Genomic DNA, 22171 nt, shown 5'->3' with positions numbered 1-22171 from the left:
ACATAACCACGTTACAAGCAACTCTAATCTCTAAAGCAGTAGAGGGACGTATGCTTTAGAATTTATTGGAAAAGTACATAAACTTAATGGTACTAGATTACGGGAAAGCGTAAAGGTTGGTTGTTCGTTGTTGGTTGTTGGATCCTATAGGGAAGATAGGAGTTGCTTATATTTTGGTTTCAAAAAACGCTATTTCAGCTTGTGTTAACCCCTCTTTTGCTAAAGAAATTACAAATTGCTGTCTTTGGTTTACTACCAACACAAACCTCTCTTTTGTAGCACTTATCTTCTTGATCCAATTCCAATCCTTGGTTTCTACCAAGTCTTTATTCCTATGCTTAATTGTTATCTTTTCTTCAGAAAATGTTACCTCCGCATCAAATTCCATGTTTTTTCCCTGAACCCTGGCGGCCATAATCATTATTGGAAATACGATCAGCAATAAACCAAAAAAATAGATCAGAAATGAAGTGATGAAATTATACTGCCTTACAGGCACCACAACAGCAATCATTAGGGTTGCCAAAAGGTAGCGCCACACACTTTTCTTAAAGAAGAAATACATTTTTCCGCCCATGATATGCTTAAAATTGGATACTACGCTCTTCGTTACCATATTACACCTGTCCTTTTTTAGTTTTCTCAATATATGCCACATAGTGTTATAACCCTATGTGAGCACTTTTGGTTACCTACCGCTATTAAAAAATAACGATACGATTTACATATTGTTGTTTTCTGCATTGAAACCCAGCGCATAAAAAAGGTACTGTAATTATGTAGAAAGTATGATTGCTATTGTGGTGGGTTACTAAAGCCAACCGTATTTGCAGACTATACCGGATTATTTTAGCCCTAAATTTTTAATTATAGGGCTTAGCTGTTATTGACAATTCGTAATCTTTACATCTATTTGTTGCATTAATGCCCAGATATAAATATGATAATCTTTAACGTGATAATCTCCGTCCGAAAATATTATAGGACTTTCTAAATTTTCTAATTCGTTAGGTCGTTGATCAGATGCGTTTGCAATGTAATCAACGGCCAAACCTGTTCTTTGACTAGATGCTCTTTTAAAACGAGCTGTGTACATATTGTCAAAGGCTACAAAATTTGCCCCATTACTAAAACTATACGGAATACCTGGTGTTATATAGCGCAATGGACTACTTTGGGAGTCAAAAATTAAATTATCCTGATAAAACGTGTCCTTGTTTTTATCCGTTGTGCGATATACCAATCCACTATTTACCAAAGTCTCGCTGTAAGACGGGAAGGTTGTTTCAGGCTCCGGTATGGTCTCATCATTTTCATAACTTCTCCAGTAATGAACGCACCCACACTCACTCGTAGTCTTACAAAGACCTATGTTTTGCCACCAACCCCCTAAGGTGGAATTATCGAGCGCATAAACATAGCCCATTCCTCCTAAGGCTGCCGTTACTAGTTTTTCCCGTAATTCCGGATTCGTATCAAAGAGGTCTCTCACCAGCATTGCTAAAAGAAATGACCCTTGAGAGTGCCCGGCAAGAATAATTTTATTGCCATTATTATGGTTGTCCAAATAATTTTGAAAAGATGCCTTTATATCTGAATAGGTTTCCAATAAAGCTGCAGCCCTTTCTTCTTCGGTATAAAAAGCGCTTAAGAAGGATGCAGGTGTGGCTTGCCTATATTTTGGTGCGTAAAAACGGCCATACTTTGCCAATAATGCTCCCTGGGCCAAAATGGATAGCCCGATAAAACTGGTATCCTGATTTTCAATTGCTACCGTACCTGGGGATGTAGGTGGATTTATAAGATGGGTAGGATGTACCCAAAATACATCAATCCCTGTATTTATAGCGGCATTATTGCTGACCTCAACGGTAGAACTAATGCTTAAATTTTCATCAATGACAGCAATATCCAAATCATAGGTTTTCAGAAAATTTAATGTTTGATCAGGATGAAAATACCAATTATCCATAGAACCGTAGTCCACACTTGATAGCGGAATTTCCAATTGCCGTTCATTTTCAGAAACGACAGCATCCCCTTCTTTTGAGCAACTGATTAGTAGTATTGCGCAACAATGCCAAAAGAACATTTTAAACTTCATACTAGGGTTGAATAAAAGATTTTCTAAGAATGAAATCCCTTTTGAAACTTTAAGTTCACTTTTCATTGGTATTTGCATTCTAAACTTAGGAACAGCAGTTAATAGCTGTATTTATTACTTAATAACTTCATTGAATTTTTCCCAAAACATATTGTCAAAAGACGATAGGGCAAAATTATCACCAGATACCGTAGCCTCACCCATTCTTAGAATTACCAGATTGCTACTAGGTACAATATAGATGCGCTGTTCATCTTTACCCATAGCGGCAACCATGTCATTTGGGGCATTGGGTACAAGGGTTCCGTCATATTCCGTTTGACTGGAAGGTAGCATGTATTTATTTTTTCCATTTAGCCACCAGAGATAGCCGTACGAGGGATTGATATTTTGCGAAGTTGTTTTGCTTTCAATAAAGAAGTTCTCATCAACGATTTGCGTTCCGTCCCAATTTCCATTTTGTGAAGCCAATAGCCCAAATTTGGCCATGCTCCTTGTATCACTATTATAAATGCGATAGATTAGACCATTGTTCCAAAAGCCGTTCATTCCTATTCTATCACCTAACTCATTGTTGAAATACGTTTCAAATTCCGTTCCGCTGGCATCTTCTACAACATTCATTAAACGCTGAAAAACATTGCCATAGGCCCATCTTGTACCAGCATCGGCCAGATAGGTTAAATTTCTTTTAATTACTACTTGTGGCTCGTCGTCCAAACCAGAAGTCATAGACAACAGGTTCTTAACGGTAATCAAATCTTCTTGCTGGGGTGTTGTACTTGTCCAATCGGTACCTAAATAATCAGAAACCTTATTTTCAATATTGATTAAACTATTTTGTTGCGCAATACCAACGGTAGCGGTAACAAGTGTTTTGCCCGCGCTGTTCCACTGCCAAGTATCGCTAGCCGTATGGCCATTGTAATAATCCTCAACTACAATTCTTCCATTCAATAATACCATAAATGATTTTGTGTTCTCACCGATCAGAAAACTCCTGAGCTCTTCCAATTTGTCCGTATTCCAGTTTATTTCATTAGGAGCTATCGTTTCCCATTCGTTGGTAGAAGTTGACGGAAAATACAAGGAAACATCAGGTGCACTAGGTGTATCCGTATCATCTTCTATAATGGGGTCTATGGTATCATCAGATTGACAACTTGCCAAAATAAATAAGACCACTAGTATAAAGTATCTATTCATCATTAATTTTATTTTTTTGACTACTATATTCGCTAAAGGTTTAATTAAATAAAAGCCAAGTGTAGTTTTTAAAAAATGGCCAATGTAAACCACCACATCTTACAAAACGTTCAGTTTAATTACTGCAAATAGCCTTTTATAACCGTATTACAACGATTTATTGTTAAATCTATTGTTCCGGAATTGGTATTTAGGGCAGTGTAAATGCAATACAGTAAAGAGCGTATTCAGTCATTGGGTCTACCAGTCACTGGAGTTTTAATTCAAGGATAAGAGTAATCCCCTTGGCTAGCAAAATTGGGAAGTTCAATTTTACAGATTTCAGCATGAAAATTAAAGCATAATTCAACAAAGACAGAAACCTAAAAAGCTTGCTGATTACTTTGAAAACTTCTGCTTATAAACCCGGTACAGCTGTAAAAGCATTACAGGTACAAAATGGGCCAAAGCTCCGGCCATACTACCTTCTTCTCCTTGTAGCCCAAGAAGTGCCCAATGAGCGAAAGCCATAATAGCAGCCAGATACACCCATTGTTGTAACTTTTTCCAATTGCGCCCCATTCGTTTGACTGCTGCATTGGTACTCGTCATGGCTAAAGGAATAAACACGAAAAAGGCAATCCACCCCGTAAGTATTGATAGCTCTATTGATTCATTTACTATTTTAGAAATTGGAAATTCCAGCACATAAAAAATGGTATGGAGTAAGGTATAGGCAAATGCCGCAACCCCAAAAAAGCGTCTATTTCTTAATAACCATTGCGCTACTTTAGTTTTAGGGAACATTAAACGAATTGGAGTTGCAATAAGACTTATAATCAACATACGAGCAGCAAATTCTCCGGTAATATGCATGATGTCTTCATACTTAAATTGTCCTTTTGCGTAATTCAAGGTCATCATAATGCCCGGTATGGCCAATAGAAGCCAAAGCATATATTTTCCTGTAAGAAGTGATTTTAAATTGTTCATTGTTGATCGCTTTGAGTAATATTTGTTTATGCTCTGTTTTTCTAAGAAATTTCCTTTGATGAAATAAAATAGGTAACCACCCCTGCCAAAAGCGCAGGAACGGCAAAAATCATAAAATTGGCGGACATCGAAAGCCCCATACCTACGAGTACACCGCCAAGTGCAGGACCCAATACACCTCCCAGTCTACCTGCACCAATGGCCCAGCCCACACCTGTAGTTCTAAATTCTGTGGGATACATACGGGCAGCCACGGCATACAGCCCAACAAAACCACCTTGTAGGGTAAAACCTAATAGTCCAAAGACTATAAGTATAAAATGTGAACCTACAAATACACTGAACATTGCCATTAAAACAGCTGTTATCCCCAAGAACAGGGCAATGGTTTTTTTAAGTCCCATTTTAGATGAAATATACCCTTGTATAATAATACCAAAAAACGCACCTACATTAAATACCGTACCCGAGTAAATGGCCAGTTCCATTGACAAGCCCGCATTCGTGGTCAGTTTTGGAATCCAACTGATGAGAAAGTATAAGCATCCGAAGGCAAAAAATAAGGCTACCCATAACTGAATAGTAGATCGTTTGTATTTTTTAGAAAGAAGTTGATTTACAGGAATACCTAACGATTTAGCCGGTTTTTCTGGTAAGGTAGAAATTTCAGGTATTCTTAATTTAGTTAAAAGACGATTAACCTTCACAAGTGCATGCTTTGGTTGCCTTCTTACATAATATTCAATGGATTCCGAAAGGAACATAAAAATTAACGGAATGGTAATAAATGAAGCAAGGCCGGCAAGTTTAAACATCATTTGCCACCCACTTGATGGTACTACAGAAGCAGCAACATACCCCGCTATTATAGCCCCGATAGGGTAGCCAGACAATACAAAACTCACCCAAAAGTCCTTTGACCTGTTTGGTGTGTATTCTGCCGTTAAAGATGCGGTACTTGCGAGCATGCTACCAATGCCTAAACCACTAATAAAGCGAAGAAAAATCAATTGCGGTACTGTTTCTGTGTAACCTGTTAAAAATATACTTGTACCCATTAAAAAGGCACTTATCAAAATCATTTTTTTTCGGCCAATCTTATCCGCATATGGCGCCAGTAATAATGCCCCCAATGCCATTCCTGCAAGACCTGCACTAAATACCATACCTAAAGCTTCTGGACCAACAGCCCAAGATTTAGCGATTGCAGGGGCACAATATGAAATGACTAGCACATCCATACCATCTAAAATGTTCATTAAAAAACAAACGAATATGGTAGCGTATTGCATGGTAGAGATGGCACGCTCATCTAACTGCAGTGTAATTGGTTTAGACATTTTATCGTGTATTAGATGTTGTAACTATCCCCTATAAGCAGTGTCTATGGTAATATTACCATTGGCTACCCTGCTTACACAGGTACACATTTTTTTATTTTCACCTTTTTCTTCTTCGCTGAAAAAGAAATCGCGATGATCAATATCGCCAGAATACTCAAGAATATCTACTTGACATAATCCGCATTCTCCTTTTTTGCAATCATACATGACATCAATTTTTGCATTAAGTAAAGCTGATAATAAGGTTTGATTTTCATTTACCTGTACTTCTCTATTAAACCTTGGTAATTTAACAGTGTATGCCTGGGGAGCAAACAAACCCGAAGCCCCAAAAGTCTCGAACCGTAAATTTTGATTATTTAACGGTCCATTTTCCCATTTCTTTCGAACTGCATTCATTAAGCCAATGGGTCCACATAAGTATACTTGCGTTTCAATATCGCAAAGATTTAAAATTTTTGACGTATCAAAAAAACCATCAATATCACTATAATGTACTGTTAAGCGTTGCCCCAATAACTTTTGCAACGCCTCTATATAAGGCATTTCTTGGGCAGACCTGCCCAAATATAACATGCGTACATTTTTGTCAGTTTTCGCCATTAACTCTTCGGCCATCCCTAGAATGGGCGTAATTCCAATACCGCCTGCTATAAGTAGATAATTAGAAGTATTAAAACTAAGTTCAAAATGATTGGTGGGCTGTGAAATGCGCAATTTGCTACCTTCTTTTAATCCCCACATATATTTGGACCCGCCACGGCTTGCGGGCAAACGTTTTACCGCTATGGTATAGGGTTTATTTGAACCGTACCGCCCAACCAAAGAGTAACTCCTGATTTCTGGCAAGTCATTGATTAAAACAGCAATATCTAAATGTGACCCCACTGTAAAAGCCGCTGTATCACCTGCAGGGATAATTTGAATCTGCATTACATTATCTGCAACTTTTTCCATTTTACTCACCACGGCATCTTCCCAAGTATTCCTATATCTCATTAGTCCTTCTTTTCTTTTGCGACCATATTATCAGTAATTCTTCTTGCCCACATGGCCCCGGCATCTATGTTCAAATTATAAAATTCACGATCCGGGTTTTCGTTGATTGCCTTTTGTTGGGCCTCTAAAATATCCTCATCCTGAGAAAAAATATGGGCGACCCCATTTTTAAGTTCTGTGGTATTGCTTTGGTCCTTTAAGTTATAATTTCTGCTGAACGCCCAGAAATAAAGACAGGTCTGGTTCGTAGATGGTGTTATGGTATTTAATACGTAGCCATTGACCCCTTTAGACCTATCACCTTCTTGAGCACCCGTATTCGCTATAGCTACGCCAACATCTATATTTACGGTACAGGGAGCTTCAAATTTTATGATCTGCCAGCGATCTACAGTACCATCATGGTCAAATACTTTGTTCAATTGCCCTTTCCAAAATGGTGGTGGCTGTATATCTTTCATCCAACGCGTAACGGTCGCCGTTTTCTCATCGTAGTGTACATCAAAGGGTGCTTCTGCCACATTACGGTCACCAATAGTTTCTGAATGTACAAAAGTTTCGTGGGTAAGGTCCATCAAATTATCAACCACCAACCTGTAATTACAGTGCACTTTAATCATTTGTCCGTCACCTGCCCAGTCTGGATCATCGTTCCAATGCATATCCGGAATTTTTGATTCATCGGCCAATGCCGGGTTGCCCATCCATACCCAAATAAAACGATATTTCTGAATTACAGGATATGAGCGTACACAGGCAGATGGGTTTATGGTTTCTTGCGATGGCATATACGAACAACGCCCATCACTATTATACTCAAGCCCATGATAACCGCAAACAACCGTATCTTCTCTTAGGCTACCTTTAGACAAGGGCAATAGTCTATGCCAGCAAGCATCCTCTAAAGCTATTGGCGTTCCATCTTTTTTTCTATATAATACCAAAGGCTTATTACAAATTGTACGTGGTAGTAATTTATGCTTTAGTTCTACATCCCATGCAACGGCATACCAAGCGTTCATGGGGAAAGATTCGTTCATGGTAAAAGTATGTGTAGACATGATGTGGTTTTATAGGATTATCTGCTAAACCTTATGATTTAGAATACAATTTGATACATTTTTAATAAATTTTACAATAAAGGATTGATATTGAATATTTTTAGCCTATAATTGATTCAATTTTTATATTTCTTTTTAGCAACTTTACAAAAGTATCCTACAAAAAATACGATTTATTAATAAAGTTCATGCTTAAAATGAATTATTACCAATAGACTATGAGAATAATTGACTTATCCGTAACCATTTCAGACAAAGTAAAAGAGCCTTTCCCTACCGCCATTAATTATGAAGACCACAAAAAAGGGGCTAAAACCATGGGTAAGATTTTATTCGATGGTTTAGGTGATGTATTTCCAGATGGAAATGGCCCTGCCGGAGAATTTTTAACGGTAAATAGTCATGCTGGAACTCATGTTGATGCTCCCTACCATTATTACCCAACCTGTAATGGCGAACCATCAAGAACAATTGATGAAATGCCCCTGGATTGGTTTTTTAGAGATGGAGTTGTGTTGGACTTTACGGATAAGCCCGCCGGTTATATGTTTGAACCAAACGATTTAAAAGAGAAATTAGCCGCCATTAAATACACCTTAAAGCCTTACGATATTGTTTTAATTCGTTGTGATGCTTCCAAACATTTACACGAAAAAGATTTTACCAGTAGGCATGTTGGTGCTTCTGCAAAAGCAACTCATTGGCTAATAGACCAAGGTATTAAGGTTATGGGTACAGATGGATGGAGTTGGGACATTCCTTTACACCTACAAGCTAAAGATTACAGATCAAACCCTAGACCAGGGATCATTTGGCAAGCTCACTACGTAGGTATTGAAAAAGAATACTGCCAAATAGAAAAATTGGCTAACTTAGATAAACTTCCCCCTTTTGGATTTAAAGTAGCTTGTTTTCCGGCAAAAATTGAAAAAGCCAGCGCAGGGTGGACCCGTGCGGTAGCCATTTTGGATGAATAATTTTCACTTAGGTATTGAGCAAACATGAAAATTGGTAAAGAAAAAAATATACCGACCTTAAGTTCATATGAAATATCTAATTTTCATATGCATTCTATTGATTGGTTGCCCATAATATCCAATACAAGACATGATGACTTTCATATTAATAGGATCGATGATATTAGTGACAAGAAACGTTTTCATGTACTACCCCATCGTAAAACTTTTCACGATTTCTTTTTTTTAACCAAAGGAACCTCTAGAAGAAGTAAAGGATTAAATAGTTATGAAATAAAGGCTCCTGCTATTTTCTTTTTACCCGCATATCAAATTACGGAGCATGATATGATCAGTGAAGATGCCGAAGGTTTTTACTGCCATTTTCATGAACGTATTCTAGATATATTCCCAAAAGGTATGTTGACCGAGCGTTTTGCTTTTTTTCAATACCAGTCTAATCCTATAGTACAGTTAAATACTAAAATACAGGATATCATTGCTGATATTTTAGAGCGGTTATTCACTATTTATAGAGGAGAGAGTTCTGGTAAAAACTTGATTTCCTTATATTTAATGACAATTTTTGAGGAACTTAAATCTGAAATGCCAGAGGTTGTAACGAAAAATAGAAAGTCGAATTTTGAAATTACAAAACGGTATAAACATGCACTTGCAAAACATATTTATGATTATCAAAATATAACCGACTATGCAGATTTATTGAATGTTACACCAAACTACCTTAATAAATGTGTTAAAACCGCAATTGATAAAACCGCACAGGATCTTCTTAAAGAAATGCTCATCTTAGAAGCAAAAACATTAATCAAACATTCTGAACTTAACATCTCGGAAATCGCCGTGAAACTTTGTAATCAGACCCCAAGTAATTTTGCGCGTTTTTTTAAAAAACAAACCGGACTTTCTCCAAAAGAATACGCACAAACCAACTAGTGTATTCCATTTTAAATTGCCCTTTATTCCCATTTTAAATTTTGCCACTTTCCGGTATCGATTCTGCTAAATGATTTTGTAGAAAAATTATATCTATTTGGATTGTGTTTAAACAAAATCTAAATTAAAAAATCATCAAAAAGATTTGATTTTGAATAGTATAGTTCTTTTTTTGATTCACAAATACCATTATTATATTAGAAATTTGTAGACATCATTTTTGATATATTAATAAAATTTAAATATTAAAATGATAAATATCATTTTTTATCCAACTTAAACTAACTAAAATGAAAAATCACGCTAGACTACTTTTAACTTGTTTAGGCTTCTTATTGATTGGTTTTACCCAGGCACAAACGGGTGAAATTTCTGGTCAAGTACAAGACGAAGCTGGTGCCGTTCTACCTGGTGCCTCTGTTTTGATTGAAGGCACAAAAAATGGCACAATGACAGATTTTGACGGAAAATTTACCCTTAGTGGTTTGGATTCTGGAGAATATCAATTAATTGTTTCCTACGTTGGATTTTCAAGACAAAAAATTACGGTATCCGTACCTCAATCCCAATCATTGTCCGTTATGTTATCTGAAGATGCCACACAATTAGATGATGTTATTGTCACTGGTGTTTTTGATTCACGTAGTCGTATGGATGCATCTGTGGCGATTACAACTATCGGTGCCAAACAATTGGCAAGAGTTGCACCTACGAGTTCAGCGGATTTATTGAAAAATATACCGGGGGTATTTGTAAACCAAGCACGGGGAGAAATTTGGAACTCGGTTTATTCAAGAGGACTTTCGGCAAACTCAATTGATAATATTAATGGGTATAGATATGTATCCTTGCAAGAGGATGGTTTACCTGTTACAAATGTGGAATTATTTCCAGATTTATTTTTGAGAGCTGATGCTATGACGGCAAGAGTAGAAGCTGTTAGAGGTGGTACCGCATCTATTTTGGGCGCAAATGCTCCAGGTGGTATTTTTAATTACGTATCCAAAACAGGAGGTAATGAATTTGCTGGTGAAGTACGTGCTAAGTATGGTCTTGAAGGCAATGGAAAAAACCCATATTATAGGGCTGACTTTAATATTGGCGGACCAATGAGTAATGGTTGGACTTATAATGTTGGAGGTTTCTTCCGCCAATCGGACGGCGCAAGAGATCGTGGATATCCTGTAAACAAAGGTGGTCAGATAAGAGCTAACTTGGTAAAAAAATATAAAACAGGATTCTTTCAATTGAATTTAAAATATCTAAATGATAAGAATGATAGAATGGCGTTTATACCATCTACGAATTGGCAAGACCCACAAATTGCAGATGGCTTTTCTAAATACGATTCTTATGCTTTATATGATTTTTCAATGGAAGTACCTTTTAATGAAGCGGGTACAAGAACCATCAATTCTACAGATTTATTACACAACATAGACCGTTCAATTGGTTTTAATTGGAAACAGGATTTGGGCAATGGTTTTTCTTTAAAGAACGATTTTAAATATTCAAGAAAAGATGATGAAAGAAACGCTACAGCAGTGGTTACGCCAATAAGCACTACCAGTTTTCTTTTTTATGCGATACCAGGATTGTTTGCTGGTCCAAACCCTGCCAGAACAGGAACATATCGTTTTGCAGATCCGAGAACAGGACAGGAATTTGGTACTGTTAATTTAGCGCCAAATGTAGGTCCAAATGCTGTCCCAGGACCTCCAGCAATTCTTACTCCAGGGCCTAACAATAATTTTCCTGGATCAAACATTCAACCAAATTCGCTTTTGTTTATGCCATTGTTCTATCAAGATATTGACAGAAATGAAATTGCCAATCAATTGGTGTTTACTAAAAAAACAGAGAAAAGTAGTTTTAATTTAGGTAGTTTTTATAGTCGTTCTAAATTAGATATTACCAACTGGAGCAAAGGTATGGGGCTAAGCGGTGGTTTAATTCAAAACCAACCGGTACCTGCCCAAATTACGTTAGACGCAGACAATGGTCAAACCTATGATGTTACTAGTCCAGAAGGTTTTATGAATGTTGGATGGACTGGTTCTGATGATGGTGAAACCACACAGGGTATTTTTGCGCTCTTCTTTGGTCATAATTGGAAGATTACAGAAAAACTTACATTAGATTATGGAATGCGATATGAAGATGTAACCTCTAAAGGTTTTAATTCTATCGGTGTTCCAAATCCACGACAAAATGATCCATCTTTTGGTGGGCTTGATGGAAATCCGCTAACCCTTTGGGATAACGGTGGTGGTACCGCAGGCGCCCCTGTTAATTACGATTATAAATTAAATAGTTTTTCTTATACCGCAGGTCTTAATTATAAATTCAGTGACCAGCAGGCAATTTATGCCAGATTTGCTCGGGGTAATAAAGCACCATCGACTTTCTTCTACCTTGATTTAAATGATGATGCACTGGTAGAAAATACACCGGCATTACTGGAAGAAATAACACAATTTGAAATAGGTTATAAAGTAAATACCGAGAAACTACAATTGGTAGCAACACCTTTTTACAGCAACCTGAATAATGTTCCTAATATTCAAACATTTTCAAATGAAGATGGTACGAGGTATTCACCTCCTTTTCAATTTGCCGAGTATACAACTCTTGGTTTTGAGTTAGAAACAACCATTAATTTAACCGATAAATGGATGGTAAGAAGTAATGCGGTAATTCAATATGCTAAAGCCGACAAATACACGACTTGGAATGAAGGAAGAGATGGGCCAGCAGACGATACCATTATTGAATACTCGGGCAACGAAGCAGATAACAGTGCAAACGTAATATTCAATATTAACCCAATTTACAACGGTGAAAAATTCTATAGTTCTTTAAACTATAGTTATATGGGAGCAAGACAGGCTAACGTGCCCAATTCATTTCTATTACCTGCATTCGGTAGTGTAGATTTAGCCTTCGGTTATGATTTTTCTAAAAAATTCGGTTTACAATTGAACATTAACAACGTCTTGGATAAATATGGGATTTTAGGATGGCAAGGACCTGGAGGTTTCCCTGCTGCACTAAACAGAGATGGTTTTCCGCCAGATTTTATCGCCAACAATCCTAATGCTATATTTTCGACCCAAGGAAGTATGCCAAGAGCTTATTTCTTGACAGCGACCTATAGATTCTAAGTTTTGTTTTAGCTTTTTAAGTAAGTGTTTTAAACTAGAGATACAGGATTTCTTATGATTCAGTATCTCTGGTCACTTAAAACATCTGAATATACTTAAGGCTGTTATATATTTTAAAAATTAAAAAATACATTATGAGAATACTAGTTTTAGGTATTATGACGCTTTTCTTTTTGAGCTGCAAACATGGTGCTATAGATAAGAAAGAAATTGTTCAAACCGATCAAAAGCCAAACGTTGTTTTAATTATGGCCGATGATATGGGCTTTTCAGACCTGGGCAATTACGGATCGGAAATAAACACTCCCAGTCTTGACCGTCTTGCATCTGAAGGAACACGGTTAGAAAGATTTTACACAAATACTATTTGCGCCCCTTCACGTTCAAGTCTACTCACAGGTCAATATCCGCACAAAGCAGGTATAGGCTTTTTTAATGAAGACTTTGGTCTGCCTGGCTATGAAGGCTATCTTAATAAAGAATCTTTAACCTTAGGCGAAGTATTTAAAAATGGGGGCTATTCTACCTACATGACGGGAAAATGGCATGTTGGGAACGATAAACCACATTGGCCAATACAACGTGGTTTTGATAACTTTTTTGGATTTTTAGATGGTGGGGAAAGTTATTTTGATACCAAGCCACTTTTGAAGGGCCCGCCTTCTACAGCATTTTTATATGAAGGCAACGAGGTTTACAATATTGATAAAGAAGACTTTTACCTAACGGATGAATTGACTAACAGGGCCATTGATTTTGTTGCCAACAAAGAAAAAGAAAAACCATTCTTTTTATACATGGCCTATAACGCACCACATTGGCCTTTACATGCAAAGCCAGAAGACATTGCAAAATATAAAGGTAAATATGATGCAGGTTGGGATGAGCTTCGCAAGCTACGTTTTGAAAATGTTAAAAAACTAGGTTTGGCAGAAGAGGAATGGAATCCATTTAAGGACAATTCATTACCGGCATGGGATAGCCTGAACGCAGAAGAAAAAAGCGAGTGGACTTTGAAAATGGAAGTTTATGCCGCCATGGTAGATAACCTAGACCAAAATATAGGGAAACTATTAAACTATTTAGGCACAACAGGACAGTTGAATAATACCGTAATAATCTTCCTATCCGATAATGGTGCTGAAAATATGGATGTTGGTAAAATGCCTTTTACCGTTAAACGAAACGAAGGCCCTGTAGGTACTGCCGGTTCAATGGAGGCATATTCAAAAAACTGGGCTCAAGTTTCAAATAGTCCACTTAGAAGTTACAAATCATCTCCTTATGAAGGTGGTACAGCAACTCCATTTATCATACGTTATCCAGGCCAAAAAGTATCTGGTAAGATTTTAAAGGGAGGTTCGCATCTTGTAGATATCATGCCAACATTATTAGATATTGCCGATATTGAATATCCTGAAAGCTATAATGGTGTAACACCTAACCCTCTTGTTGGTGAAAGTTTTTTACCTCTATTACAAGGCGAAGATTGGACTAGAGAACAACCTATATGTTTTGAGTGGTTTGGTGATCGCGCGGTATGGCTTGGCGATTTAAAAGGTGTTCATCAATACAACAAAGAGTGGGAATTGTATGACCTTTCCACCGATAGAACCGAATCAAACGATATAGCAGCTACACAACCTGAAACCATCGCAAAAATGGATGCTATTTACAATGAATGGGCAAAAAATAATGGAGTTATTGCATGGTCTGAGGAAATGGGTAAAAAAACACAGTTTAGAAAATCACCACATTAAATTATTGTAGCAATGAAAAAATTTTTCTCATACGAAAATGGAATAGTTAGCTTAATGGCCTTGACCTTTGGAGTACTATTTTTTGACAGGTTAGCGCTAAATTATTTAGTTCCCTTCGTAGCCAAAGACCTTAATTTAAATAATACTCAAATAGGACTCTTAGCAGGAGTACTGTCTTTGGCTTGGGCTTTTTCAAGTTATTATACTACAGCATGGTCAGAGTCTAAAAACAAAAACAAAATCACGTTTCTAATTGCCATCGTTATTTTTTCTGTCTGTTCATTTGGTTCAGGTATGGCTATTGGTTTTGGGACCTTATTGGTGGCTCGTTTAATTATGGGTTTGGCAGAAGGTCCGGTAATTCCATTGGCGCAAGTCTTTGTGGAACGAGAATCTACACCTAGTAGACTTGGTCTTAATGTAGGCATTTTACAAGCTGTTGGTGGAGCTTTATTTGGTTCTATTTTAGCACCCGTAATTTTGATTCAAATAGCTGAAAATATGGGTTGGCGCACAGCCTTTTATATTGCTGGTGTTCCTGGTTTGGCACTAGGGCTAATTGCGGCTTTCTATCTTAAAAAATCAACTACAGAAAGTAGGGGCGCTGAAAACAATACTGGTTTTGCACTAAAAGAAATTTGGGCTTACAAGAATATAAAATGGGGAACTGCTTTAGCTTGCTGCGTCTTTGGTTGGTGGTTTGCTACCATACCTTTCATTACCAAATACTTTACTGATGTACAAGGAATGTCTGCTGGTGATATGCAAAAAACCATGGGTCTATTAGGTGTTGCGATGCTTATTTCATCTTTATTTTTTCCAGGTATCTCTGACAAGATTGGAAGAAAAAAAGCACTTTATATCGCTGTTGGTCTGGGTATATTCTATCCTTTTGCAGTATATTTTCTAAATGGGTCTGGCATTCATTTACCAGCAATGTTTTTAAGTTACGCTATGGTAGGTGCAATACCTCTAGTTGCTGCTATAGTGCCTTCTGAAGCCGTTCCTAATCATTTAAAAGCAAAAGCAATTGGTTTTGTAACTGCGGTTGCAGAAATTGTTGGTGGTGTAATTATTCCTGCCGTATCTGGAGCACTTTCAGATATTTTTGATGAATCAGCATTTTTATGGGTTGCTGCAGCATTGGCAGTATTGGCCTTATTTTTCTTATCCAAATTAGAGGAAACCAAGGGAAAAGTGTTTGTTGAGAGCGTAAGCAAGTAGATAAATAGTTTATGAAATATTAGCTGCCTAGGCATTTTAGTTAAGAGAGAAACTGTTCGTAAATGCAAAAAAAATCAATTAGTTCTGAAACACATAGATTATGGAAAAGAAAGCAAATAAATATAAATTAAAACTAGAGCTTTTAGAATTACTAAGACCAGATCACAAAATCTATGAACCTATTGAATTTGAATTTGGCAACCATGATAATATATTCAATATTATCGAACGTATGAAAAAACGAAACCGTTTTAAAACGGAACAAGATTCGGTAGAATTTGCAATTGGACTTAAACTTTTTAGTGAAGTTATGTTAAAGAACAAAGACAATCCACTATTTGAAGATTTCAGACCAGCTTTTGGTGCTATGATGAAAAAATTAAAATCCGAGGAATAAAAAGGAATGACAAAGGATTCGAAATTTCTTCAAGTTTTAGCGGCTTATGATGAGCGCATGCAGTCAGAGGATGAGATTATGAAGTCTTTGCCTGTTGTTGAAGGTATGAAACGGCGTGATGAGTTTTTGTTATCGGTAGGTGAAGATGCTGCCGTTTTTATGAATACCTTATTAAAATCAGCTAAATCGAAAACGATATTAGAAATAGGAACATCTTATGGCTATTCTACCCTATGGTTGGCAGAAGCAGCAAGAGAAAATGACGGCATTGTAATTACGTTAGAGGCCGATGAAACCAAAGTAACATACGCTAAACATAGATTATACGAAGCGGGTCTTTCGAAATATGTTGATTTTAGAGTGGGTGATGCTTTAGCGCTTATGAAAGAAGCAAAAGAGACTTTTGATTTTGTTTTAGTAGATGTTTGGAAAGAATTATACCTGCCTTGCTTTGAATTATTTTATCCTAAATTAAAAAATAAGGCTTGGGTGGTTGCAGATAATATGATATTCCCGACACAATCAATTGAAGAAACAAAACGCTATCAAAACCGAATACGTAATACAGGAGTTTTCTCTTCAGTATTATTGCCTATTGGAAGTGGAATGGAATTGAGTCAATACGAGCAAATAAAATAGGTTTTACGAAAAGGTTTAATTAACGAAAAGCATAAATAGATAATTGATAATAGTTCAGTGTAATTGAGACCTAATATGTAAAATTAGTCTTAAGCACTAAATCAGTAACCTTCTTGTCTTAAGCAGATTTTAGCTTAAAATGAATAATTTAAACCAAATAAACCTTGTAATAAATATAAATATAATTGATTTAGAATAGTACATCCCTCTTAATGATTCAGAATTTGAGTAAGTATAAAGTAAATTTGTAATACTAAAGAAAGAATAATAAAATTTATAGAAATGGCAAAAAACCCACATTATTTTTCGCAAATGGCCCATGTTGAGGTCTTAACCAAAGACCTTGAGAAATCGGTACATTTTTTTGGTGATATCGTTGGAATGGATATAACAGGAAGAGAAGAAGGTTCGGTTTATTTAAGAGCTTGGGGAGATTATTTTCATCATACCTTAAAATTAACGCAAAGCGACAAGTCTGGACTTGGACATATTGGGTGGAGAGCGGATAGCCCAGAGGCTTTAGAAGAAGCTGTTGAATATTTGGAAAGTATTGGTGCAGGCAGAGGTTGGTATGATGGTGACCTAGGTCATGGTAAAGCTTTTAAATTTCAATCTCCTGAAGGCCATATGCATGAGGTTTTTTGGGATGTACAATGGCTTCGTGAAGAAGGGGAACGTGGTAGTGTGTATGCCGATCGATATGCTAGCAATCGTTTACAAGGTGCTAATCCAAGAAGATTTGACCACGTAACATATATGGTATCAAAAGGTGCTTACCCTGCTGAAAAAGCATTTTGGAAAGCTTTAGGATTTAAAAATCCAGATGAAATTCGTATTTCAGATGAAATACCCCCAATTGGAGGTTTACATACCCTTGCAAACTTATCACATGACATTGCCATCTTTACAGACCCGAATATAGAACCAAATCAAGCAGTTTTAAATCATATTTGTTGGAATGTAGATAGTCGTGAAGAGGTACTTTTAGCCTTAGACTATTTTATAGAAAAGGGGTATAAGAGTGTTATGGGTGCACCAACAAGGCACAAGGCAGATGAAGGTTTCTTTATCTACATTGTTGATCCAGGAAGTGGAATTTTATTTGAATTCTATGCTTGTGCTAGATTAGTGTTTGCACCAGATCATTTAGATGTTCATTATTTAAAAGATAATCCAAATGATGCATGGGGCTCTGTAAATCCGTTTGCAGAAATGGCGAAAGGTAAAAAACTTGGACTATCTGATGATGGTACAGTGAAACCTGTAGATATTTAGGCTACTTGATTTAAGTAGCAATAACAATTTTTAAAACACACACGTATTATGTGGCATTTTTTTCCAGGCAAATACATGCCTTCTTATCAAGTTAATAGAGCATTGACCCAAGCACATTATGGTGGTGGCGAGTTTGCAGAAATATTAGAAGCAGCGGGCAATATTGACCCAGATAATAGAGAAACCTTTAATATAGCTTGGCTAAATAAAGGTAATGAGGTTTATGGTTGGGCAGAAGATTATGAAAAGAACAATGCTTTTGTATCTGCTAGGCGAACCTATTTAAGAGCATTTAATTATTTACGCACGGCGGAATTTTTTATGAATCTACAAGATGACCGAAAAATACCGACCTACCTTAAAGCAAGAGAGGCTTTTATAAAGGCGACCAAATATTTTGAAGAAAAACCAATTCAGGTAGAAGTTCCTTTTGAAGGTTCTTTTTTACCAGGATATCTTTTTAAACCAAAGGGCGTAAAAAATCCACCAGTAATGGTCATGTTTGGTGGTTTAGATAGTTTAGCTGAAGAACTTTATTTTGGCATAGGTGACCATTTAATGGAAAGAGGTGTTGCCTTGTTAGCTATGGACGGCCCAGGTCAAGGAGCTGCTTTACGTTTAAACCATATTCACTCTAGACATGATTATAATGTTGCTGGTACAGCGGTTTTGGATTGGGTTTTAGAAAACTTGAAAGATGAAGTCGATACTACTAGTGTTGGTATTGCAGGGGTATCTATGGGAGGTTACATGGCAGCACGTTGTGCAGCATTTGAGCCTCGTTTTAAAGTATGTATGGTATTCGGAGCTGTCTGGTCTTACTATTCTGTTTGGGCAGGTAGAAGTGGGAAACATCCTTTAGCTGAAATTGTACAGCATATTATGGGTGTTGATAGTTATGAAGCTGTTCTTAAAAAATTAGAAGGCTTTACCTTAGAGAACGGTGTTGCCGAAAAAATCTCTATGCCAACATTCATTATGCATGGTGGTGGCGATAAGCAAAATTTTGCGGAGCATGCCATCACACTAGAAAAGCATCTTACCTGTGAACATAAAATGAAAATTGTACCAGATGGAGAAAGTGGTGCGCAACATTGTCAAGTAGATAATTTCATGCCTACATTAGATATGTACGATTGGATTGCAGAAAAAATTCATGCGTAATAGCTTGTTTCCCTAGGTAATAATATTAAAAGTTCTAATTATGTCAGCAGTAAAAAAGGTACTCGTAGTTGGTGGTGGTATTGGAGGTCAGTCCGTTGCAATTGCTTTAGCCCAAAAGGGTGTTGAAGTTGAAATAGCAGAAAGACTAGATGTGTATAATGTATATGGAGTAGGAATCATTCAACAAATGAATGCACTCCGAGCATTGGATGAATTAGGCTTAGCTGATGAAACCATGAAGCAAGGTTATCCATACGGACAATTAAAAATGTACACTTCTACAGGACATTTTATTGGTCTTGCAGGAGCACCACCAATAGGGAAGTACCCTAGCCATAATGGTATTTCAAGACGTACCTTACATGAAATCATGTATGATAAGGCTATCAAACTTGGTGTTCACTATAAAATGGGAACTACGGTTACCCATATCGAAAACAACAAAGATGACGTTACCGTAACATTTACGGATAACACTAAAAAAACCTATGATATCTTAATCGCTTCAGATGGTATAAATTCTGATATGCGTAAATTGATTTTTGGTGATTTTAAACCAAAGTATATGGGTGTTTCAGTTTGGCGGTATGCCTTTAAAAAGCATGAGGACCTAGATACAGCATATATGTATTATGGAAAGCGTAGTAAAATTGGATTTATACCAATGTCTGATGACAGTATGTATATGTTCTTGGTGTCTGCTGAAGGAGCCGATAACCCATGGATTGAGAAATCTGCCTATGTGCCTATGTTAAAGGATTATTTATCTGAATTTCCAGCTAAGATTGCCCAAGACATCATCCCTCAAATTACAGAACCAGATTTGGTCAATTATCGTCCAATAGAAGCAAGTCATTTACCAGACCCTTGGTTTAAAAACAGAGCTATTGTTATAGGTGATGGTGCCCATGCAACCGTTCCGCAATTAGGCTCCGGAGCCGCATTGGCGCTTGAAGATGGTGTAGTTTTAGCAGAGGAATTGGATAAGGCAGATACTGTTGAAAAAGCTTTCACAGCCTTTATGAAAAGACGTCACCAACGATGTATGGCGATTGTAGATGCATCAGAAACCCTCGCAGAATGGGAATTATTGGAGTTTGAAGGAAAACCGCTTCCTGAAGGAGCAAATATTGGTCAAGTCATTGGTAAGGCTGTTGGTACTTTAATGGCACCACATTAATAAAATAGTAATGTTATGAAATTAGTTACTTTTCAAAATAATATAGGAGCTGTTAAAATTGGCTGGTTAAAAGGCAATGGTGTAATTGCTATGCAAAAAGCGGACGCCAGTTTACCAAATGATATGTTAAGCTTTATTGATGACCATGAAACGTATTTCAAAATAATAAAGGATAATAATTTAGAAAACCTAGCACCTCATTATCAATTATCAGAAGTAAAACTATTGGCTCCACTAACGAATCCAAGAAGTTTTAGAGATTATGTTGCTTTTGAGGAGCACATGTTAAATGCTTCAAAGTCTTTTGGACATACCGTTAGCCCAGAATGGTATAACATTCCTATCTTTTACTTTACCAATCATCAGGCGATTTATGGGCCAGAAGCTGAAATAAAGCGCCCAGAAAAGGAAACCAAGTTTGATATTGAGTTAGAGCTGGCTGTTATCATGGGTAAGAAAGGTAAAGATATTCAGGTCGAAAATGTCGATGACTATATTTTTGGATACACCATATTTAATGATTGGACCGCTAGAGCTATTCAAAGACAGGAAATGACCGTGCCTCTTGGACCGCATAAAGGCAAAGATTTTGCAAATGCCATTGGGCCTTGCATTGTTACCAAAGATGAATTCGAGAAATATAGGTGTACGATTTCAAGAGAAATGCATCCAGAGCATTTGCAAATGCCTCAAACAACTGATGGCCGTTTCGATTTAAAAATGATTGCACGAATAAACGGAAAAACCATCTGTGAAGGCAATTATAAAACCGTGTATTGGACCTTTCCGCAAATGATAAAAAGAGCTTCAGAAAATAATGTTCAGTTAATGCCTGGTGACATTTTAGGTAGTGGTACCGTTGGATGGGGAAGTCTTATTGAAAATAACTTTTCGGTTCATAGACCATTAGAACCTGGGGACGAGGTTGAATTAGAGATTGAGGGGATTGGGGTGTTGAGGAATAAAGTCGTTTAAATTTGTAAATTTTCTGTTTGATTCGTGGATTCGATTTACTTAAGTTAGCTTCATTTATTTAAAAGCATATTCTAGAATGTAATAGTATATTTAAAATAAGTTTAGCTGATTTCCTTGTTGAAACGTTTCATTTAGTATAAGATAACTATCCTTTTTAGGTGCAATTGCAAGGTTGAAGCCCGTATTTCCTATTTCGTTGATTTTAATCATCACATTTAGAGTGTACCTTTATTGAATATTTCTAAACTAATTTCGGAATATTAAGGCATCGCGTATTTTTTAATGGCGTCATACGCTTTACCATCACATTGATTCATTTGAGAATTTGAGAAAATTATTCTATCAGTTCCTATAAAGAAGATTATTTATAGTTTGATAATAGGAGAATTGCTCCGAAATATTTTAAACGAAACTTACAGATCAACAAATTCATACTTCCCTTGTCTTAAATCAAAAAATAAAGCATAAATGAAAAACTTAAACAGGGTTCAAATCAAAATCAGTATTATTAAATCATATCAAACCCTCAAAATTAAGACGTATCATTTATAAAATACTACAGGATTCTTCTGGTTCATTATTTTTTTTACTCAAGTGCAGCAACGACCGGTTTCGCTCGAACTTTATTTTCGCAAAACTATAACTATGTTAATGGCGCTTTTCGCAATATTTTAATGCCCCACCTATACTTATAAAACTGCTTTAAATTTGTGCGGAGAATGTTAATTTGTAATTTAATTCCAAAGTTTCTATAGAATAGTATATTATTTTTAAGTATGCTTTTTTTAAAAATTA

18 protein-coding genes are annotated in these 22171 nt (G+C 36.5%); 11 read left to right on the top strand and 7 right to left on the bottom strand.

Annotated elements, in window-relative coordinates; translation table 11 throughout:
* Positions 1-166: 166 nt before the first annotated feature.
* The 7 genes from BM296_RS00330 to BM296_RS00300 form a co-directional block, all read right to left on the bottom strand.
* Positions 167-616, bottom strand: a complete 450-nt coding sequence (locus BM296_RS00330) for a YcxB family protein (protein ID WP_143099030.1) — start codon at positions 614-616, stop codon at positions 167-169.
* A gap of 267 nt (positions 617-883) precedes the next feature.
* Positions 884-2170, bottom strand: a complete 1287-nt coding sequence (locus BM296_RS00325) for a DUF3089 domain-containing protein (RefSeq protein ID WP_177214897.1) — start codon at positions 2168-2170, stop codon at positions 884-886.
* A gap of 48 nt (positions 2171-2218) precedes the next feature.
* On the bottom strand, positions 2219-3313 hold the full coding sequence (locus BM296_RS00320) for a serine hydrolase domain-containing protein (RefSeq protein ID WP_245786946.1): 1095 nt from the start codon (positions 3311-3313) through the stop codon (positions 2219-2221).
* Positions 3314-3688: 375 nt separating this feature from the next.
* Complete coding sequence (locus tag BM296_RS00315) at positions 3689-4282, bottom strand: protein-methionine-sulfoxide reductase heme-binding subunit MsrQ (protein WP_091900543.1); 594 nt, start codon at positions 4280-4282, stop codon at positions 3689-3691.
* Positions 4283-4323: 41 nt separating this feature from the next.
* Positions 4324-5622, bottom strand: a complete 1299-nt coding sequence (locus BM296_RS00310; protein WP_091900541.1) for an MFS transporter — start codon at positions 5620-5622, stop codon at positions 4324-4326.
* Between the two features lie 24 nt (positions 5623-5646).
* Entirely contained in the window at positions 5647-6624 is a 978-nt protein-coding gene (locus tag BM296_RS00305; RefSeq protein ID WP_091900540.1) for a PDR/VanB family oxidoreductase, read from the bottom strand.
* Entirely contained in the window at positions 6624-7685 is a 1062-nt protein-coding gene (locus BM296_RS00300; RefSeq protein WP_218157855.1) for an aromatic ring-hydroxylating dioxygenase subunit alpha, read from the bottom strand. Before BM296_RS00300 ends, BM296_RS00305 begins: the two co-directional genes overlap by 1 nt.
* A gap of 218 nt (positions 7686-7903) precedes the next feature.
* Here BM296_RS00300 and BM296_RS00295 point away from each other — a divergent pair, with 218 nt between their 5' ends.
* The 11 genes from BM296_RS00295 to BM296_RS00245 all read left to right on the top strand — a co-directional run bounded on the left by BM296_RS00295 (position 7904) and on the right by BM296_RS00245 (position 21376).
* Positions 7904-8662: a cyclase family protein gene (locus BM296_RS00295; protein WP_091900538.1), complete on the top strand. Its 759-nt coding sequence runs from the start codon at positions 7904-7906 to the stop codon at positions 8660-8662.
* Positions 8663-8686: 24 nt separating this feature from the next.
* Positions 8687-9598 (top strand): helix-turn-helix domain-containing protein, encoded by a 912-nt coding sequence (locus BM296_RS00290; protein ID WP_073240426.1) that lies wholly within the window; start codon positions 8687-8689, stop codon positions 9596-9598.
* A 290-nt stretch (positions 9599-9888) separates the two neighbouring features.
* On the top strand, positions 9889-12762 hold the full coding sequence (locus BM296_RS00285) for a TonB-dependent receptor (protein WP_091900536.1): 2874 nt from the start codon (positions 9889-9891) through the stop codon (positions 12760-12762).
* Positions 12763-12896: 134 nt separating this feature from the next.
* Positions 12897-14522 (top strand): arylsulfatase, encoded by a 1626-nt coding sequence (locus BM296_RS00280; RefSeq protein ID WP_091900534.1) that lies wholly within the window; start codon positions 12897-12899, stop codon positions 14520-14522.
* 12 nt (positions 14523-14534) lie between these two features.
* The gene (locus BM296_RS00275) at positions 14535-15746 is read left to right on the top strand and encodes an MFS transporter (protein WP_073240424.1); all 1212 of its coding nucleotides are present in this window, start codon (positions 14535-14537) and stop codon (positions 15744-15746) included.
* 100 nt (positions 15747-15846) lie between these two features.
* Positions 15847-16143, top strand: coding sequence for a DUF3861 domain-containing protein (locus BM296_RS00270; RefSeq protein WP_084134914.1), 297 nt, complete (start codon positions 15847-15849; stop codon positions 16141-16143).
* Between the two features lie 6 nt (positions 16144-16149).
* The gene (locus tag BM296_RS00265) at positions 16150-16782 is read left to right on the top strand and encodes an O-methyltransferase (protein ID WP_091900532.1); all 633 of its coding nucleotides are present in this window, start codon (positions 16150-16152) and stop codon (positions 16780-16782) included.
* A 282-nt stretch (positions 16783-17064) separates the two neighbouring features.
* Positions 17065-18057, top strand: a complete 993-nt coding sequence (locus BM296_RS00260) for a VOC family protein (protein ID WP_073240423.1) — start codon at positions 17065-17067, stop codon at positions 18055-18057.
* Between the two features lie 48 nt (positions 18058-18105).
* Positions 18106-19221 carry an alpha/beta hydrolase family protein gene (locus BM296_RS00255; protein ID WP_091900531.1) on the top strand — a complete coding sequence of 372 codons (1116 nt, stop codon included), beginning with the start codon at positions 18106-18108 and terminating at the stop codon, positions 19219-19221.
* A gap of 40 nt (positions 19222-19261) precedes the next feature.
* Positions 19262-20401, top strand: a complete 1140-nt coding sequence (locus BM296_RS00250) for an FAD-dependent monooxygenase (protein WP_091900529.1) — start codon at positions 19262-19264, stop codon at positions 20399-20401.
* A 15-nt stretch (positions 20402-20416) separates the two neighbouring features.
* Complete coding sequence (locus BM296_RS00245; RefSeq protein WP_091900527.1) at positions 20417-21376, top strand: fumarylacetoacetate hydrolase family protein; 960 nt, start codon at positions 20417-20419, stop codon at positions 21374-21376.
* The last annotated feature ends 795 nt before the right edge of the window (positions 21377-22171 follow it).

The organism is Maribacter stanieri, from assembly GCF_900112245.1.
Classification (GTDB): Bacteria; Bacteroidota; Bacteroidia; order Flavobacteriales; family Flavobacteriaceae; genus Maribacter; species Maribacter stanieri.
The sequence above is the reverse complement of the archived record's forward strand: the minus strand, read 5'-3'. Positions and strand labels throughout refer to the sequence as shown.

Coding starts and splice junctions, on each gene's coding strand:
- BM296_RS00330 (WP_143099030.1), bottom strand. CDS start 616: ATGGTAACGAAGAGCGTAGTATCCAATTTTAAGCATATCATGGGCGGA.
- BM296_RS00325 (WP_177214897.1), bottom strand. CDS start 2,170: ATGAAAAGTGAACTTAAAGTTTCAAAAGGGATTTCATTCTTAGAAAAT.
- BM296_RS00320 (WP_245786946.1), bottom strand. CDS start 3,313: ATGATGAATAGATACTTTATACTAGTGGTCTTATTTATTTTGGCAAGT.
- BM296_RS00315 (WP_091900543.1), bottom strand. CDS start 4,282: ATGAACAATTTAAAATCACTTCTTACAGGAAAATATATGCTTTGGCTT.
- BM296_RS00310 (WP_091900541.1), bottom strand. CDS start 5,622: ATGTCTAAACCAATTACACTGCAGTTAGATGAGCGTGCCATCTCTACC.
- BM296_RS00305 (WP_091900540.1), bottom strand. CDS start 6,624: ATGAGATATAGGAATACTTGGGAAGATGCCGTGGTGAGTAAAATGGAA.
- BM296_RS00300 (WP_218157855.1), bottom strand. CDS start 7,685: ATGTCTACACATACTTTTACCATGAACGAATCTTTCCCCATGAACGCT.
- BM296_RS00295 (WP_091900538.1), top strand. CDS start 7,904: ATGAGAATAATTGACTTATCCGTAACCATTTCAGACAAAGTAAAAGAG.
- BM296_RS00290 (WP_073240426.1), top strand. CDS start 8,687: ATGAAAATTGGTAAAGAAAAAAATATACCGACCTTAAGTTCATATGAA.
- BM296_RS00285 (WP_091900536.1), top strand. CDS start 9,889: ATGAAAAATCACGCTAGACTACTTTTAACTTGTTTAGGCTTCTTATTG.
- BM296_RS00280 (WP_091900534.1), top strand. CDS start 12,897: ATGAGAATACTAGTTTTAGGTATTATGACGCTTTTCTTTTTGAGCTGC.
- BM296_RS00275 (WP_073240424.1), top strand. CDS start 14,535: ATGAAAAAATTTTTCTCATACGAAAATGGAATAGTTAGCTTAATGGCC.
- BM296_RS00270 (WP_084134914.1), top strand. CDS start 15,847: ATGGAAAAGAAAGCAAATAAATATAAATTAAAACTAGAGCTTTTAGAA.
- BM296_RS00265 (WP_091900532.1), top strand. CDS start 16,150: ATGACAAAGGATTCGAAATTTCTTCAAGTTTTAGCGGCTTATGATGAG.
- BM296_RS00260 (WP_073240423.1), top strand. CDS start 17,065: ATGGCAAAAAACCCACATTATTTTTCGCAAATGGCCCATGTTGAGGTC.
- BM296_RS00255 (WP_091900531.1), top strand. CDS start 18,106: ATGTGGCATTTTTTTCCAGGCAAATACATGCCTTCTTATCAAGTTAAT.
- BM296_RS00250 (WP_091900529.1), top strand. CDS start 19,262: ATGTCAGCAGTAAAAAAGGTACTCGTAGTTGGTGGTGGTATTGGAGGT.
- BM296_RS00245 (WP_091900527.1), top strand. CDS start 20,417: ATGAAATTAGTTACTTTTCAAAATAATATAGGAGCTGTTAAAATTGGC.